Genomic DNA, 14114 nt, shown 5'->3' with positions numbered 1-14114 from the left:
CGAAAGTAGTTGGGGGCTTCCCCCTGTGAGGATAGGACGTTGCCAGGCACTTGACCGATCTGCAGATTGCAGGTCGGTCTTTTTGTGTTATGTGAAACTTCAGACTGTTCTGATTATTGGTCGAGTCATTGACATGACACCCTCTGCTTGTTACCATAACATCAATATTCTTTTATAAAAGAGAAAGCGAGTGGATAACATGTGGGAGAACAAATTTGCTAAAGAGGGTTTGACGTTTGATGACGTCTTACTCGTACCCCGTCGTTCGAGTGTCTTACCGCGCGACGTTGATTTATCTGTCACGCTATGTGAAGGGATCACACTTAATATTCCGTTGATCAGTGCTGGGATGGATACCGTCACAGAAGCACCGATGGCAATCGCAATGGCACGTCAAGGTGGTCTTGGTGTCATTCATAAGAATATGTCAATGGAAGAACAAGCAGAACATGTCGATCGCGTCAAACGTTCTGAAAATGGTGTCATCACGAATCCGTTCTATTTGACGCCAGAGCGTCAAGTCTACGATGCTGAGTATTTGATGAGTAAGTACCGCATCTCTGGTGTTCCAATCGTTAATAACGAAACAGAGCGTAAATTAGTAGGGATTTTGACGAACCGTGATCTTCGTTTCGTCAAGGATTACTCGACTGTCATTGAAACGGTGATGACGACAGAAGAACTCGTGACAGCAAAAGTTGGTACGTCCCTTGCCGAAGCAGAACAGATTCTCCACAAACATCGCATCGAAAAGTTACCACTCGTTGATGAGAACGGTGTATTAAAAGGATTGATTACGACAAAGGATATCGAAAAAGTCGAACAGTATCCACATGCTGCGAAAGATCAGTTCGGACGTTTACTCGTCGCAGCAGCTGTCGGCGTAACGAAAGACGCTTCGACGCGCGCGAAGTTCCTTGTCGATGCAGGTGTCGATGCACTCGTCGTCGATACGGCACACGGTCACTCAGAAGGTGTTCTTCTCAAAGTACGTGAACTTCGTGAAGAATATCCAAACTTACCAATCATTGCGGGTAACGTTGCGACGGCAGAAGCAACACGCGATTTGATTGAAGCCGGTGCATCTGTCATCAAAGTTGGTATCGGACCTGGTTCGATCTGTACGACACGTGTTGTCGCAGGCGTCGGTGTACCACAAATCACAGCCGTCTTCGATTGTGCGACAGAAGCACGGAAACATGGTGTCTCGATCATCGCTGACGGTGGCATCAAGTATTCTGGCGATATCGTAAAAGCACTTGCTGCTGGCGGTCACGCTGTCATGCTCGGAAGCTTACTTGCAGGAGTAGAAGAGAGCCCAGGTGAGATGGAAATCTACCAAGGACGTCAATTCAAAACGTACCGTGGTATGGGTTCTGAAGCATCGATGAAACGCGGTAGCCAAGATCGTTACTTCCAAGAAGCAGACAAGAAGTTCGTTCCAGAAGGAATCGAAGGACGTGTCGCTTACCGTGGTAAACTCGGCGATTCGGTTTACCAACTCGTTGGTGGTATTCGTTCAGGTATGGGATACTGTGGTGCTGCAACGTTAGAAGAATTGCGTGAAGAGACACAGTTCATCCGTATGACGGGAGCTGGCTTGCAAGAGAGCCACCCGCACGATATTCAAATTACAAAAGAAGCATCGAACTATACACGTCAGTAAACAAAAGCCTCGTCTTTCTCTAGTAGAAAGGCGAGGCTTTTTTCATGATGATTTACGCAAGTCCCACGCGTCCATCAATAATCGTAATCCTTCCATCAACTCTTGTTCAGAGAGGCTCGCAAATCCAAGGACGATTTGAGGCGTATCAGAGAGAAGCGGTAACTGGGCGTATTGAGAAAGACCATATACTTGGATGCCTTGTTGTTGTGCCCGCTTTACTAGCTCCTGCTCCGTCATCCCGTTCGCTACGGAAACAACGACATGGAGCCCCGCACTTTCGCCGGTCAATCGTAAGGCAGGAATCCGGCGAAGTGATTGGATTAAGACGTCGAGCTTGCGACGATAGACTTTACGCATCCGATTGAGATGTCGTTCAAAGTCGCCCTCTTTCATGAAGCGCGTCAAGATCGTTTGATCAAAGCGCGAGACACTACAGGTATAGTGTGATAGTTCTGTTTGATACCGTGCGCGTAAGACTTCGGGTAAGACCATATAACCGATCCGTAATGAAGGCATAAGTGATTTTGAGAAAGTACTCATGTAAATGACACGATTGCTGTCCATGTTGTGCAAAGACGGAATCGATTTACCACTGTAGCGGAATTCGCTATCGTAGTCGTCTTCGATGATAAAACGGGTCGGATCCATCGCTGCCCAGTTTAACAACTGATGTCTTCGATTGACGGATAAGATGCTACCGGACGGAAATTGATGTGCCGGTGTGACATACATGACATCGACGTTTGATTCCTGTAATTGATCGATCCGTAATCCATTCGCATCAACACGAATCGGTTCAATCATTCGTTCATGATTTTCAAGTAAGAGGCGTGTCGTATGATAACCGGGATCCTCGATACCGTACGTGACGTCGCGTCCCAGTAAGAAGAGGACGAGCGGCAACAATTGCTCGACACCTGAACCGACGACGATTTGTTCAGGAGAACAGACGACACCACGGGAATGATAGAGATAGGTCGCAATCTCTTCGCGTAGTGCTAGATCTCCTTGCGGATGACCGAGTGAGACAAGTGGGTGGTGATCGGTATCGATGATATCTTTGGCATACTTTCGCCAACGGGCAAACGGGAAAGAGATTCCTTCAATCTTACTTGGATGAAAATCATACGTGATGATTGGTTTTTCTTTAGTGACACGTGGTTCGATGACAGGTGAGGTTTTGACGTAAGCGAGTTCCTCATAGGCAAGAACGAAGTACCCTTTACGTGAGATGGATTCGACATATCCTTCTGCGACGAGTTGTTGGTAAGCAAGCTCAATCGTCGTTTGACTTAAGTTCAAAAATTGACCGAGTTTTCGTTTGGATGGTAATTTCGTGCCGTATGCTAAACGACCGGCAATGATTTCATTTCGGATCTGTTGATAAAGCTGTTCATAAAGTGGTTTTTCCTGATTGCGCGTGAGTTGAAATGATAGCATGTCCATCTCGTCTGACTCCTTCTTCGTAAACTGACCTGTTGAAATCATCATAAACTGATACTTTTAAAAGTGTCAACGTTCCGTATACTAAAGGAGTGAAAGTCAACCAAGGGGGAATGGATATGGAACGTCAACAAGGAACGGATCGTGTCAAACGTGGAATGGCTGAAATGCAAAAGGGTGGCGTCATCATGGACGTCGTCAATGCGGAACAAGCGAAGATTGCGGAAGCAGCAGGTGCTGTTGCAGTCATGGCACTTGAACGTGTTCCGTCTGATATTCGTCGTGACGGAGGCGTCGCACGAATGGCAGATCCGTTGATTACGGAAGAAGTACTCGGAGCGGTCTCGATTCCCGTCATGGCAAAATGCCGGATTGGTCATATCGTCGAAGCACGTGTTCTCGAATCGATGGGGGTCGATTTCATCGATGAGAGTGAGGTCCTGACTCCGGCAGATGAACAATATCATTTACTGAAGTCGGAGTTCACCGTGCCGTTCGTCTGTGGCGCACGTGATCTTGGGGAAGCCGCTCGTCGCATCGCAGAAGGAGCCGCGATGATTCGGACGAAAGGCGAGCCTGGGACTGGGAACGTCGTCGAAGCTGTTCGCCATATGCGACAAATTCAAGCACAATTGAATCAGATTTTACATGTCAGTCCAGATGAATTGATGACATTTGCGAAAGAATGGGGTGCTCCGTACGAAGTATTACGTGATATTCGGACACAGGGACGTCTACCGGTCGTCAACTTTGCAGCCGGGGGAGTCGCGACACCAGCTGATGCAGCACTCATGATGCACCTAGGGGCAGACGGTGTCTTCGTCGGATCGGGGATCTTTAAATCAGAACACCCAGAACGTGTCGCTCGGGCGATTGTCGAAGCGGTTACGTACAAAGATGATTTTGAACGGATCGCGTCTTTATCCAAAGGACTCGGAACAGCAATGAAAGGAATCGATGTCACATCGATGCCGTTTGAGGAACGGATGGCGACACGCGGATGGTAATTGGTATTCTGGATGTTCAAGGTGCGGTCCGTGAACATCGACAGCAGCTTGAAGGTCTTGGTGTCGATGTCGTTCTCGTCAAACAAGTGAGCGATCTCGATGGACTCGATGGACTCGTCTTACCAGGAGGCGAATCGACCGCGATGCGTCGATTGATCGAACGCTATGAATTACTGGAACCGCTTCGGGAAAAAGCGACGACGTTACCGATGTTCGGAACATGTGCTGGAATGATTCTACTCGCAACCGCTGTTGAAGCAGGTCAGAGTCATCTCAACGCGATTTCGATGACGGTCCGTCGAAATGCCTTTGGTCGACAAATCGATTCATTTGAAGGATTGCTACCGGTTGAAGGAATTGAGGAACCAATCGAGGCAGTGTTTATTCGAGCGCCATTAATTCTGTCTGTCGGGGAAGGAACACGAGTGATTGCGAAAGTTGAAGACCAGATCGTTGCCGTCGAGACATCACTACACCTCGCGTGCTCGTTCCATCCTGAATTGACAGAGGACGATCGCTTGCATCGCTATTTTTTACAAAAAATCAAACAGCGGCAGTCCGTCCGTTCATAAAGCGTGGAAGCATCTGACAGGTTCTACTGTCAGGTGCTTCTTTTGTGCTACACTATTCGTAAAACGAATGATTGAGTGAAGGAGAGACACGATGAAACGAATCATACTACTCTGTTTAAGCATGCTGCTAGTCGTAGGATTTCCTACAGCGGGACAAGCAGCACCTTCGATTCAAGCAGAGTCTTACATAATGGCCGATGCGGTCACAGGGAAAATCCTCCTTCAATCGGAAGCGGATGTTTCGTTGCCTCCTGCTTCGATGACGAAGCTGATGACGCTCTACCTCGTCAGACGACAAATCGAATTGAAAAAACTGACGTGGGATCAAAAAATCACGCCGAGTGCAAAAGTGTTAAAGCTTGCGAAGACGTCCGGAATCGCGCGTGTTCCAGTTAAAGCCAAAACATACACGGTTCGCGAGATGTATAATGCGGCGTTCATCAAATCGGCTAATGATGCAGCGGTCATGCTAGCCGAAACTGTCGCCGGTTCAGAAGCGACGTTCGTTGAAAAGATGAATGAGACAGCAAAACAGTTCGGGATGAACGACACGGAGTATGCGAATGCATCTGGTCTAGATGCTGTCGATGCAACCCTTCCAGGAACGAATTTGATGACAGCGACCGATATCGCATTACTCGTCATTCGCTATATCAAGGATTACCCGGATGTACTGGATGTGACGAATAAAACACAGATGAAACTTGATGGAGAGGTCTTAAATAACTCGAATAAGATGCTGACGAAGGAAAAATTCGCATATGTCGGCATGCGGGGGATGAAGACCGGAACGACTGATTTAGCCGGTTATTGCTTCGCTAGTGTGACGACGCGGGATAATATGACGCTTGTCACGGTCGTCATGCGAACGGATTCCGATCAAGCCCGTTTCAAGGAAACGAAAAAGCTACTCGACTATGGTTTTGCGACGTTTGAGCCATTGACGTATTACGGAAAAGGGGAACGGATCAAAGACGTTCTTCCGATTAAAGGGGCAACCGTCCGAAAGCTAGACGTCGTCACGGACGGTTCGTTATACGTTACGGTCTTAAAACAAGCGGAGACGCGGGAACCACGGTTCGACTTCTCCAAAACAACGGCTCCCGTAACGAAACAAGAAGTCGTTGGGACGGTGCAGGTCGCGGACGATGGGATCTATCTACCAGGATTTGAGACACCCCGCGTGAATTTATATAGCGCAACTGCGGTTCCACTTGCGAGTGTTCCGACACGTCTCGTCCGTGCTTGGACAGCGTGGTCGAAGCAAATTGAACAAGCGATTCAACAATCGACTCTTGTCAACTTCCAAGGCGATGGTGTAAAGTAAGACTAATCTCATAAAGATGCTATGAACGGACCAAGTAGATGTATCGATACTGTTAAGAGAGCTAGTGGGTGGTGTGAACTAGTCAGATCGATGGATTGAATCGAGCCGGATCGCACACCTTGCGAACAAGGTGCGGGTACGCCCGTTATCGCGTCTTAAGTTGGCTAGATGTGTCTAGCAATGAGGGTGGCAACGCGGATCCAGGTGATTCGTCCCTTTTCGGTAGGAATACCGGAAAGAGACGAGTCGCCTTTTTTTATGACATAAAGGAGGAATTACAGATGATTGATATTAAACGATTACGCCAAGATTTTGACGCCATTCAAGAAAAGTTAGCGCACCGAGGAGAGGACTTGACGGACATGAACCGCTTCCTCGCACTTGATGAGAAACGCCGAGAACTAATTGCGCGGACAGAAGTATTGAAAGCAGAACGAAATGAAGCAACGAAAAAAATCGCTGAACTGAAGCGCAATAAAGAAAATGCGGATGAAGCGATCGCTGCGATGCGTAGTGTTGGAGACGAGATCAAGACGCTTGACGACGAGTTACGCGATGTTGAAGCGACATTGAACCAACTGCTCCTCGGTATTCCAAACATTCCACATGACAGCGTACCGGTCGGTTCTTCTGAAGACGATAACGTCGTCTTACGTGAAGTCGGTGACAAACCAGCGTTTGACTTCGAAGCGGTCCCGCACTGGGATTTGATGGAGCAATTAAAAATCGTCGATGTCGAGCGTGCCGGAAAAGTAACAGGTAGCCGTTTCGTCTTTTACCGCGGAGCGGGGGCACGTCTTGAGCGGGCATTGATCAACTTCATGATGGATCTTCACCAAGATCAGCATGGCTACACAGAAATCTTGCCACCACTCATGGTCAACCGTGACTCTATGACAGGAACAGGACAATTGCCGAAGTTCGAAGAGGATGCCTTTAAGATTGAAGAGACGAACTACTTCCTCGTACCGACAGCAGAAGTTCCGGTGACGAACATGCACCGTGAAGAAATCCTAACAGCAGATCAGTTACCGATCGGCTATGCGGCATATAGCCAATGTTTCCGTTCAGAAGCTGGTTCTGCCGGACGCGATACACGCGGTTTGATCCGTCAGCACCAATTCAATAAAGTTGAACTCGTTCGTTTCGTCAAACCAGAAGAATCTTACGAGCAGCTCGAATTGTTAACAGGACAAGCGGAAACAGTCTTGAAAAAGCTAAAACTTCCGTATCAAGTATTGAGCATGTGTACAGCTGATCTCGGATTCACGGCTGCGAAGAAATACGACATCGAGGTCTGGATGCCAAGCCAAGGCGTCTACCGTGAAATCTCTTCTTGTTCAAACTTTGAAGATTTCCAAGCACGCCGGGCGCAGATTCGTTTCCGCCGCGAAGCGAACGCAAAACCAGAATTCGTTCACACGTTAAACGGTTCTGCCCTTGCAGTCGGTCGGACAGTTGCTGCGATCTTAGAGAACTACCAGCAAGCGGATGGATCAGTTGTTATTCCAGAAGTGCTTCGTCCATACATGGGTGGTCTTGAAGTGATTCAAGCTTAAGTCAGAAGGGGGAGTAATCCCCCTTTCTGTATTTTAAAAAGTTTTTTTAGAAAAGGTCTTTACACGTTAAAAGGCAGATGCTATCATAATTAATGTCAGGAAAACAGACAGGTCATCATTGATCTTGTAAGAAGTACGGAGGCGTACTCAAGTGGTTTAAGAGAACGGTCTTGAAAACCGTCAGGCGGCGAAAGCCGTGCGTGGGTTCGAATCCCACCGCCTCCTCCATTTTTATTTTTTTGACAACGACATGCACGTTTTATAGCTTGGAGGCGTACTCAAGTGGTTTAAGAGAACGGTCTTGAAAACCGTCAGGCGGCGAAAGCCGTGCGTGGGTTCGAATCCCACCGCCTCCTCCACTTCTTTTTTTTTACCCAAAAATAAATATAATCATGGAGTCGTACCCAAGTCCGGCTGAAGGGGACGGACTCGAAATCCGTTAGGGGTCGCAAGGCTCGCGTGGGTTCGAATCCCACCGACTCCGCTTTTTATGAAGCATCTCAATTCTGAGGTGCTTTTTTGTTGCATCGATTTCTTCGTGCGTGCTATGGTTGCCTACGTGAAAAACGAAGAAGAGGTGGACGAAATGAACGAACAAACAAAAGAATCGTTGCTTTCGCATTATGCGATGACGATGACATATGTAAAAGACTTAGAACAGATTTCAGAAGAAGCGTGGCGAACATCGTATGCAGAAGGTAAATGGACGATTGCTGAGATCATCGGTCACTTATCACCATGGGATCGCTTCATGGTCGCAGAACGCATCCCTTACTTGCTCGCGGGTGAACCATTCCGTGTCGCACCAGATAGCCAAGCCGTCAATGCAGAAGCGGCGAAGATGAGCCGTGAGCAGCAACGGATCTTGACGATCGATGAGTTTTTAGTCAGCCGTGACTTGTTGCGCCGTGCAGTCGAATTGATTCCGGAAGAACGCCTGCAGGACAAGGTCGTCGTTAAAGACAAAGAACTGACGATCGGTCAGTTCCTCGGAGCAATGGCTCAACATGATCTACACCATATGGAACAAATCAATCAAGTAATTGGTTAATGCGAGGGAGATGCGACACGCGTCTCCTTTTTTTGCGCAAAAAAAGATCCGCCTAAGAGGCAGATCTGATCAGTTAGCGTGTATTGGCAATGCGAGCAACTTCAAGCTGCTTTTCAATCTTCGCGAGAATCCGGTCGATGGATTCTGGCTCGTTCAGTAAGTCGTATTCGTCGATCGACAAACGAAGTACCGGGCAGATCGTGAAGTTATTGATCCAGTTCGTATAGCGCTCGTACATCTCTTCCCAATATTCGATGGGTGTCTGTTGCTCCATCTCACGTCCGCGAAGACGAATTCGTTCTAGTACTTGTTCGAACGAACCTTCAAGATAGATCAAAAGATCCGGATGCGGGAAGAATGGTGTCATGACCATTGCGTCAAACAAACTTGAATATGTCTCGTAATCTGTTGGAGACATCGTTCCTTTTTCGAAATGCATCTTAGCAAAGATTCCTGTGTCTTCATAGATCGAACGATCTTGGATGAAACCACCACCGTATTGGAAAATCCGCTTTTGCTCCTTGAAGCGTTCAGCGAGGAAATAGATTTGGAGGTGGAAGCTCCAACGCTCGAAATCATGATAGAATTTATCCAAGTAAGGGTTCGTATCGACTTTTTCGAGTGATGTCCGGAAACCAAGTGCATCTGCTAATCCGTTTGTGATCGTTGATTTACCGATCCCGACCATACCGCCGATCGTAATGACGGCATCTGCCGGGATGTTGTATTGTTCGCGTAGCTTCAAGTTCATGCGTGGTTCGCTCCTTCATATAATTCGTTCCGGATCGTCGTCAAGACGTACTCGAGATCTTCCGGCCGCTTGACGAAGTCGAGTGCATCCCCGTCGAAACGGATGATTTTGACTTCCGGATGTTTGGCTTGGTATTCCGTGACGAATGTCTCGTAATCCTCGGCTAATTGTTCGAGATAGGCACGTGACATGTTTTCTTCGATTTCTCGTCCGCGCAGCGCAACACGTTTCATCAAGGTGTCGATGCTTGCGTTCAAGTAGATGACAGCATCCGGTTTCGGCATGTCTGTCGTCAGGATCGAATAGATTTGTTCGTACTTCTCAAGATGCTCTACCTTCAGAGAGCGGTGTGCAAAAATCAAGTTCTTAAAGATATGGTAATCAGCAACGACAGAGCGTTGTTTACTGAGGTAATGACGTTCGATATCATCGAGTTGTTTGAAGCGATTGCACAAGAAGAACATTTCCGTCTGGAAGCTCCATTCTTCGATATCTTCATAGAACTTTCCAAGAAAGGGATTTTCTTCGACGATTTCGCGTAACATAGAAAAAGAGAAATGGTGACTGATGGCGTTCGCAAGTGATGTTTTGCCTACACCAATCGGTCCTTCAACCGTTATGAACATATACAATGACCCTCCGTTCAGCAAAGTGCAATTTATATTTTAGCACAAAGAAGTACGACTTGCTGAAGTTTCAAAAGGAGAATTTTTTTAGAGTGAGGAGTATCATCGATGGAACGACAGGAACACTATATGCGCCTTGCGATCGAAGAGGCGAAAAAGGCAGAAGCGATCGGTGAAGTTCCGATCGGATGTGTCATCGTCAAAGACGATGAAGTCATCGCGACGGGCTACAATCATCGGGAAACGGATCAACAAGCGACGGCACATGCCGAGTTGATCGCGATTGAGGAAGCGTGCCGAAAACTCGGTAATTGGCGACTGGAAGGATGCGAGTTATACGTGACACTCGAACCGTGTCCGATGTGTGCAGGGGCCATCATGCTGTCACGAATCGAACATGTCATCTTTGGTGCTGTTGATCCGAAAGGTGGATGTTGTGGAACACTGATGAACCTGGTGCAAGACGATCGGTTCAATCATGTCTCAGAGCTGACGAGCGGTATATTAGAAAAAGAGTGTGGGGAGATGCTAACGACGTTCTTTCGGGAACTACGTGCGAAAAAGAAAGCACGAAAGCGGGCAATGGGTTGCATCACACCAGATGAAACAGTATAATGAAAAAGCACTGAAACAAGGTGCCACTAAAAATCGATAAACCATTTGCCGTGCTAGGTGGGGATGTAGCGGTTCCCTGTCACTCGCAATCCGCTATAGCGAGACTGAATTCCATGTCGAGGGATATGATTGGTGTGGTCTGCCTCACGTAAGTAGCGTTGACGTTTGAGTCCTACGCAACAGATACCCATGAACCAGGTCAGGTCCGGAAGGAAGCAGCCTTAAGTGGTGCTCTCTGTGTGTTGTAGGGGTGCTTGGACTGAGCAGGCTGCGTGAGTAACGCATGTTGAACATATTTCAGAATATGGTGCGCGGCAGTTTAATTTTTAAAGACAAGTCTACAGCCGGTTTCGGTTGTAGACTTTTTTAGGTAAAATAGAATGAGGAACTTAAAAAGAGGAGGCGCAAACTTGGCCTATCAAGCACTATACCGCGTGTACCGTCCGCAACGATTCGACGAAGTCGTTGGACAAGCGCATATCACCCGTACGATCCAAAATGCATTGATGGAGGGACGGATGTCCCACGCCTATCTATTTTCGGGTCCTCGTGGAACAGGAAAGACGAGTCTTGCCAAAATCATCGCTAAAGCGATCAACTGTGAGCATGCTCCGGTCAAAGAACCGTGTAATACGTGCCCGACGTGTCTTGCGATTACAGAAGGATCAAGTCCAGACGTCTTCGAAATCGATGCGGCTTCCAATAACGGCGTAGATGAGATTCGGGAAATCCGGGATAAAGTCAAATATCCCCCTTCAGAAGCAGCCTATAAAGTCTATATCATTGATGAAGTGCATATGTTGTCGACAGGTGCCTTTAATGCCTTGCTCAAAACACTAGAAGAACCGCCGGCGCACGCCATCTTCATCTTAGCAACGACTGAACCACATAAAATCCCGGCAACGATCATCTCGCGTTGCCAACGTTTCGATGTGAAGCGGCATGAAGTCGATCAACTCGTAGAGCGGATGCAATATATCTTAAACGATCAATCGATCGAGTATTCGGATACAGCATTACGATTGATCGCCCGAGCGGCAGATGGTGGTATGCGTGATGCGCTGAGTCTACTCGACCAAGCGGTTGCTTTTTCGAACGGTGATCTAAACGATGCAGCTGTTCTTGAAGTGACAGGGGCAGTAGAAGATGAAGCGTTATTGAATATTGCCCGTGCCTTACATGAACATCAAGTCGATCAGTTGTTACAGACGCTTGAAACGATGCAACGAGCGGGGAAAGATCTAAAACGTTTCGTGGAGGATCTCGTCTTCTTTTACCGAGACACGTTGTTGTTGAAAGCCTCGCCTACAGCTGTCGATTTGCTAGAGCGTGCGCGCCCGACGGATGGGTTCAAACAATTCGTTGAATCGATTGAAGCGGAGACGTGCTTTACGATCATTGATCAGTTACATGACTGCCAACAACAGATGCGGTTGACGAATCATCCGCGAGTCCTCGTTGAGATTGCCTTCATTCAAATTGCGGAACAAGGGAGAACAACGGGACAGATCGTCCAATCGTTGCAACAGGAAGTCCGCGAAATGAAAGAACAGATGCACCAATGGAAGTCGAATGGTGTTCCAGCACAAGAAGCGGCTGCACCACAAGCACAGCCGAAGCGAAAACAAGGACGACCAACCGTTCGAATCGCCAAAGAGCGGATTCGTCAAATGTTAGGACGAGCAGAGAAAGCCCAGTTGCGCGAGATTCAAGAACGCTGGGATCACATCTTAAAATGGATTTTAAAAGAAGATGGCCCCATCTACTCGTTACTCCATGAGAGTAAACCGGTTCTTTGTTCAGCGGATACGTTGCTGATTGAATTCGATGACGGTAAAGGATGGCACTTTGAGCAGGTCATGACGAATGAACGAACACGTTTCGTGATTGAAGAAGCGCTGTATGAAGTATGCGGCGTCAAACGCGAAATTTTAGCGATTCTCTCAAAGGATTGGCATGAACTGAAGGCAGAGTTTGTTGCTAAGCGAAATAGTAGTAGTATAGAAGAGAAGGAAACAAAACAAGAATCGGAGAGCGATCAGTTATTGTCCGAGACGCTTGGTCGTTTTGGTGATATCGTAGAGTTCGAAGATTAAATTCGAGGAGGAATACAGATGCGCGGAATGGGAAACATGAATAATATGATGAAACAGATGCAGAAGATGCAAAAGGATATGGCGAAAGCTCAAGAAGAGTTAAAAGATTTGACAGTGACGGGTACAGCAGGCGGAGAAATGGTCTCAGTCGTCGCTGATGGTCATAAAAATATCGTAGATGTCATCATTAAAGAAGAAGTCGTTGATCCAGATGACGTTGAAATGATTCAAGATCTCGTCTTAGCTGCAACGAACGATGCTTTGAAGAAGGTCGATGAACTCGTAGCAAGTAAAATGGGGAAATTCACACAAGGTATGAATCTGCCGGGAATGTTTTAATTCGTAGGAGGAAACCACTTGCAATATCCTGAAGCGATTAGTCGTTTGATCGAAAGTTTTACGAAACTGCCGGGGATTGGTCCGAAGACAGCAGTTCGTCTAGCGTTTCATGTCCTTGATATGGAAGAGGACGATGTCTTGATGTTCGGAAAAGCATTGGTCAGTGCGAAGCGCGACATTGCCTACTGTAGTGTCTGCGGGAATATCACGGATCAAGATCCTTGTTATGTATGTACAGATAAACACCGAAACCGTACGATTGTCTGTGTCGTCCAAGATTCAAGGGATGTCATTGCAATGGAAAAGATGCGAGATTACCAAGGGTTGTATCATGTCTTGCATGGAGCGATCAGTCCAATGGAAGGAATCGGTCCAGAGGATATCAATGTATCTAGCCTACTGACACGTCTTCAAGCGGACGAAGCGATTACGGAAGTCATCTTAGCAACCAATCCGAATATCGAAGGAGAAGCGACAGCGATGTATCTATCGCGTCTCTTAAAACCGACGGGTATTCGGATCACTCGAATTGCCCATGGTCTTCCGGTTGGTGGAGATCTTGAATACGCAGATGAAGTGACGTTATCTCGTGCAATGGAGGGACGTCGCGAACTATGAGTTGGTTTCGAAAGAAGATTCGCAGTGAGTACGACCAGCGTTTGTTAGAAGAATTAGCAAAAGCAAAAGAAGATTATTTGATGAAGCGTCATCTCTTAGAAATCAGCTATGATGACTACGGTGATTTAGAAGCACAAATGAAGTTAGCGGAATCACTGTATTTCTTCTATATAAGCGAAGCAAAAAGAAGACGCGTCTCATTGATGATGAAGTAAACCGCAGCCATTCTTGTCTGCGGTTTTTACATGCTCTAAAAAAACTATAAGTTATTTTAATAAAGTAGTTGCGCATGTCTAATTATCGTGATATATTAATTCATGTCCTTAAGAGGACGAGCGCTTACGGCAAACAAGTAAAAAACAATTTCAAAAAAGTTGTTGACTTCTTGTTTCAGACTTGGTATTCTAATTGAGTCGCCAAAACAGGCGCGGACGAACTTTGAAA

General features: G+C 47.0%; 14 protein-coding genes, 3 tRNA genes, 1 other RNA gene and 1 other annotated feature. Of the genes, 15 read left to right on the top strand and 3 right to left on the bottom strand.

Annotated features, from left to right (window positions below):
- The first annotated feature begins 199 nt into the window (after positions 1–199).
- Complete coding sequence (guaB, locus tag KNQ03_RS16830) at positions 200–1666, top strand: IMP dehydrogenase (RefSeq protein WP_029343029.1); 1467 nt, start codon at positions 200–202, stop codon at positions 1664–1666.
- A 42-nt stretch (positions 1667–1708) separates the two neighbouring features.
- Here the strand turns inward: guaB and pdxR are convergent, their stop codons facing one another.
- Complete coding sequence (gene pdxR / locus KNQ03_RS16825) at positions 1709–3112, bottom strand: MocR-like pyridoxine biosynthesis transcription factor PdxR (RefSeq protein WP_214725648.1); 1404 nt, start codon at positions 3110–3112, stop codon at positions 1709–1711.
- 116 nt (positions 3113–3228) lie between these two features.
- On the opposite strand from pdxR, the gene pdxS reads away from it, so the two are divergent.
- From pdxS to KNQ03_RS16785, 8 genes are all read left to right on the top strand, one after another.
- Positions 3229–4116 (top strand): pyridoxal 5'-phosphate synthase lyase subunit PdxS, encoded by an 888-nt coding sequence (gene pdxS / locus KNQ03_RS16820; protein WP_023469872.1) that lies wholly within the window; start codon positions 3229–3231, stop codon positions 4114–4116.
- Entirely contained in the window at positions 4110–4688 is a 579-nt protein-coding gene (gene pdxT / locus KNQ03_RS16815) for a pyridoxal 5'-phosphate synthase glutaminase subunit PdxT (RefSeq protein WP_064299183.1), read from the top strand. The genes pdxS and pdxT overlap by 7 nt, the downstream gene beginning before the upstream one ends.
- A gap of 91 nt (positions 4689–4779) precedes the next feature.
- The gene (locus KNQ03_RS16810) at positions 4780–6015 is read left to right on the top strand and encodes a D-alanyl-D-alanine carboxypeptidase family protein (RefSeq protein ID WP_214725646.1); all 1236 of its coding nucleotides are present in this window, start codon (positions 4780–4782) and stop codon (positions 6013–6015) included.
- 12 nt (positions 6016–6027) lie between these two features.
- Positions 6028–6235, top strand: a binding site (T-box leader).
- A gap of 61 nt (positions 6236–6296) precedes the next feature.
- Entirely contained in the window at positions 6297–7574 is a 1278-nt protein-coding gene (gene serS, locus KNQ03_RS16805) for a serine--tRNA ligase (RefSeq protein WP_050679050.1), read from the top strand.
- A gap of 137 nt (positions 7575–7711) precedes the next feature.
- Positions 7712–7802, top strand: a tRNA-Ser gene (locus KNQ03_RS16800).
- 40 nt (positions 7803–7842) lie between these two features.
- A tRNA-Ser gene (locus KNQ03_RS16795) sits at positions 7843–7933 on the top strand.
- Positions 7934–7968: 35 nt separating this feature from the next.
- A tRNA-Ser gene (locus KNQ03_RS16790) sits at positions 7969–8058 on the top strand.
- 102 nt (positions 8059–8160) lie between these two features.
- Positions 8161–8625 carry a DinB family protein gene (locus tag KNQ03_RS16785; RefSeq protein WP_214725644.1) on the top strand — a complete coding sequence of 155 codons (465 nt, stop codon included), beginning with the start codon at positions 8161–8163 and terminating at the stop codon, positions 8623–8625.
- Positions 8626–8698: 73 nt separating this feature from the next.
- Here KNQ03_RS16785 and KNQ03_RS16780 read toward each other — a convergent pair whose 3' ends face one another.
- Together KNQ03_RS16780 and KNQ03_RS16775 are read right to left on the bottom strand one after the other, a co-directional pair.
- A complete protein-coding gene (locus KNQ03_RS16780; protein WP_029343036.1) occupies positions 8699–9376 on the bottom strand; it encodes a deoxynucleoside kinase in 678 nt (225 codons plus the stop codon).
- Positions 9373–10002, bottom strand: a complete 630-nt coding sequence (locus tag KNQ03_RS16775) for a deoxynucleoside kinase (RefSeq protein WP_050679045.1) — start codon at positions 10000–10002, stop codon at positions 9373–9375. Before KNQ03_RS16775 ends, KNQ03_RS16780 begins: the two co-directional genes overlap by 4 nt.
- Positions 10003–10110: 108 nt before the next feature.
- Between KNQ03_RS16775 and tadA the strand changes: the two genes are divergently transcribed.
- The 6 genes from tadA (at position 10111) to KNQ03_RS16745 (ending at position 13885) form a co-directional block, all read left to right on the top strand.
- Positions 10111–10617 (top strand): tRNA adenosine(34) deaminase TadA, encoded by a 507-nt coding sequence (gene tadA, locus KNQ03_RS16770; protein ID WP_149426588.1) that lies wholly within the window; start codon positions 10111–10113, stop codon positions 10615–10617.
- Between the two features lie 48 nt (positions 10618–10665).
- Positions 10666–10932, top strand: an RNA gene (gene ffs / locus KNQ03_RS16765) — signal recognition particle sRNA large type.
- Positions 10933–11027: 95 nt separating this feature from the next.
- Positions 11028–12713: a DNA polymerase III subunit gamma/tau gene (gene dnaX / locus KNQ03_RS16760; protein WP_214725642.1), complete on the top strand. Its 1686-nt coding sequence runs from the start codon at positions 11028–11030 to the stop codon at positions 12711–12713.
- A gap of 18 nt (positions 12714–12731) precedes the next feature.
- Positions 12732–13052 (top strand): YbaB/EbfC family nucleoid-associated protein, encoded by a 321-nt coding sequence (locus KNQ03_RS16755; RefSeq protein WP_023469881.1) that lies wholly within the window; start codon positions 12732–12734, stop codon positions 13050–13052.
- An 18-nt stretch (positions 13053–13070) separates the two neighbouring features.
- Entirely contained in the window at positions 13071–13670 is a 600-nt protein-coding gene (recR, locus tag KNQ03_RS16750) for a recombination mediator RecR (RefSeq protein ID WP_023469882.1), read from the top strand.
- Positions 13667–13885, top strand: coding sequence for a YaaL family protein (locus KNQ03_RS16745; RefSeq protein WP_023469883.1), 219 nt, complete (start codon positions 13667–13669; stop codon positions 13883–13885). The genes recR and KNQ03_RS16745 overlap by 4 nt, the downstream gene beginning before the upstream one ends.
- The last annotated feature ends 229 nt before the right edge of the window (positions 13886–14114 follow it).

Source organism: Exiguobacterium sp. s143, assembly GCF_018618895.1.
GTDB lineage: Bacteria > Bacillota > Bacilli > Exiguobacteriales > Exiguobacteriaceae > Exiguobacterium_A > Exiguobacterium_A abrahamii.
Note: the sequence above shows the minus strand (reverse complement) of the source record. Positions and strands in the feature narration are given on the sequence as shown.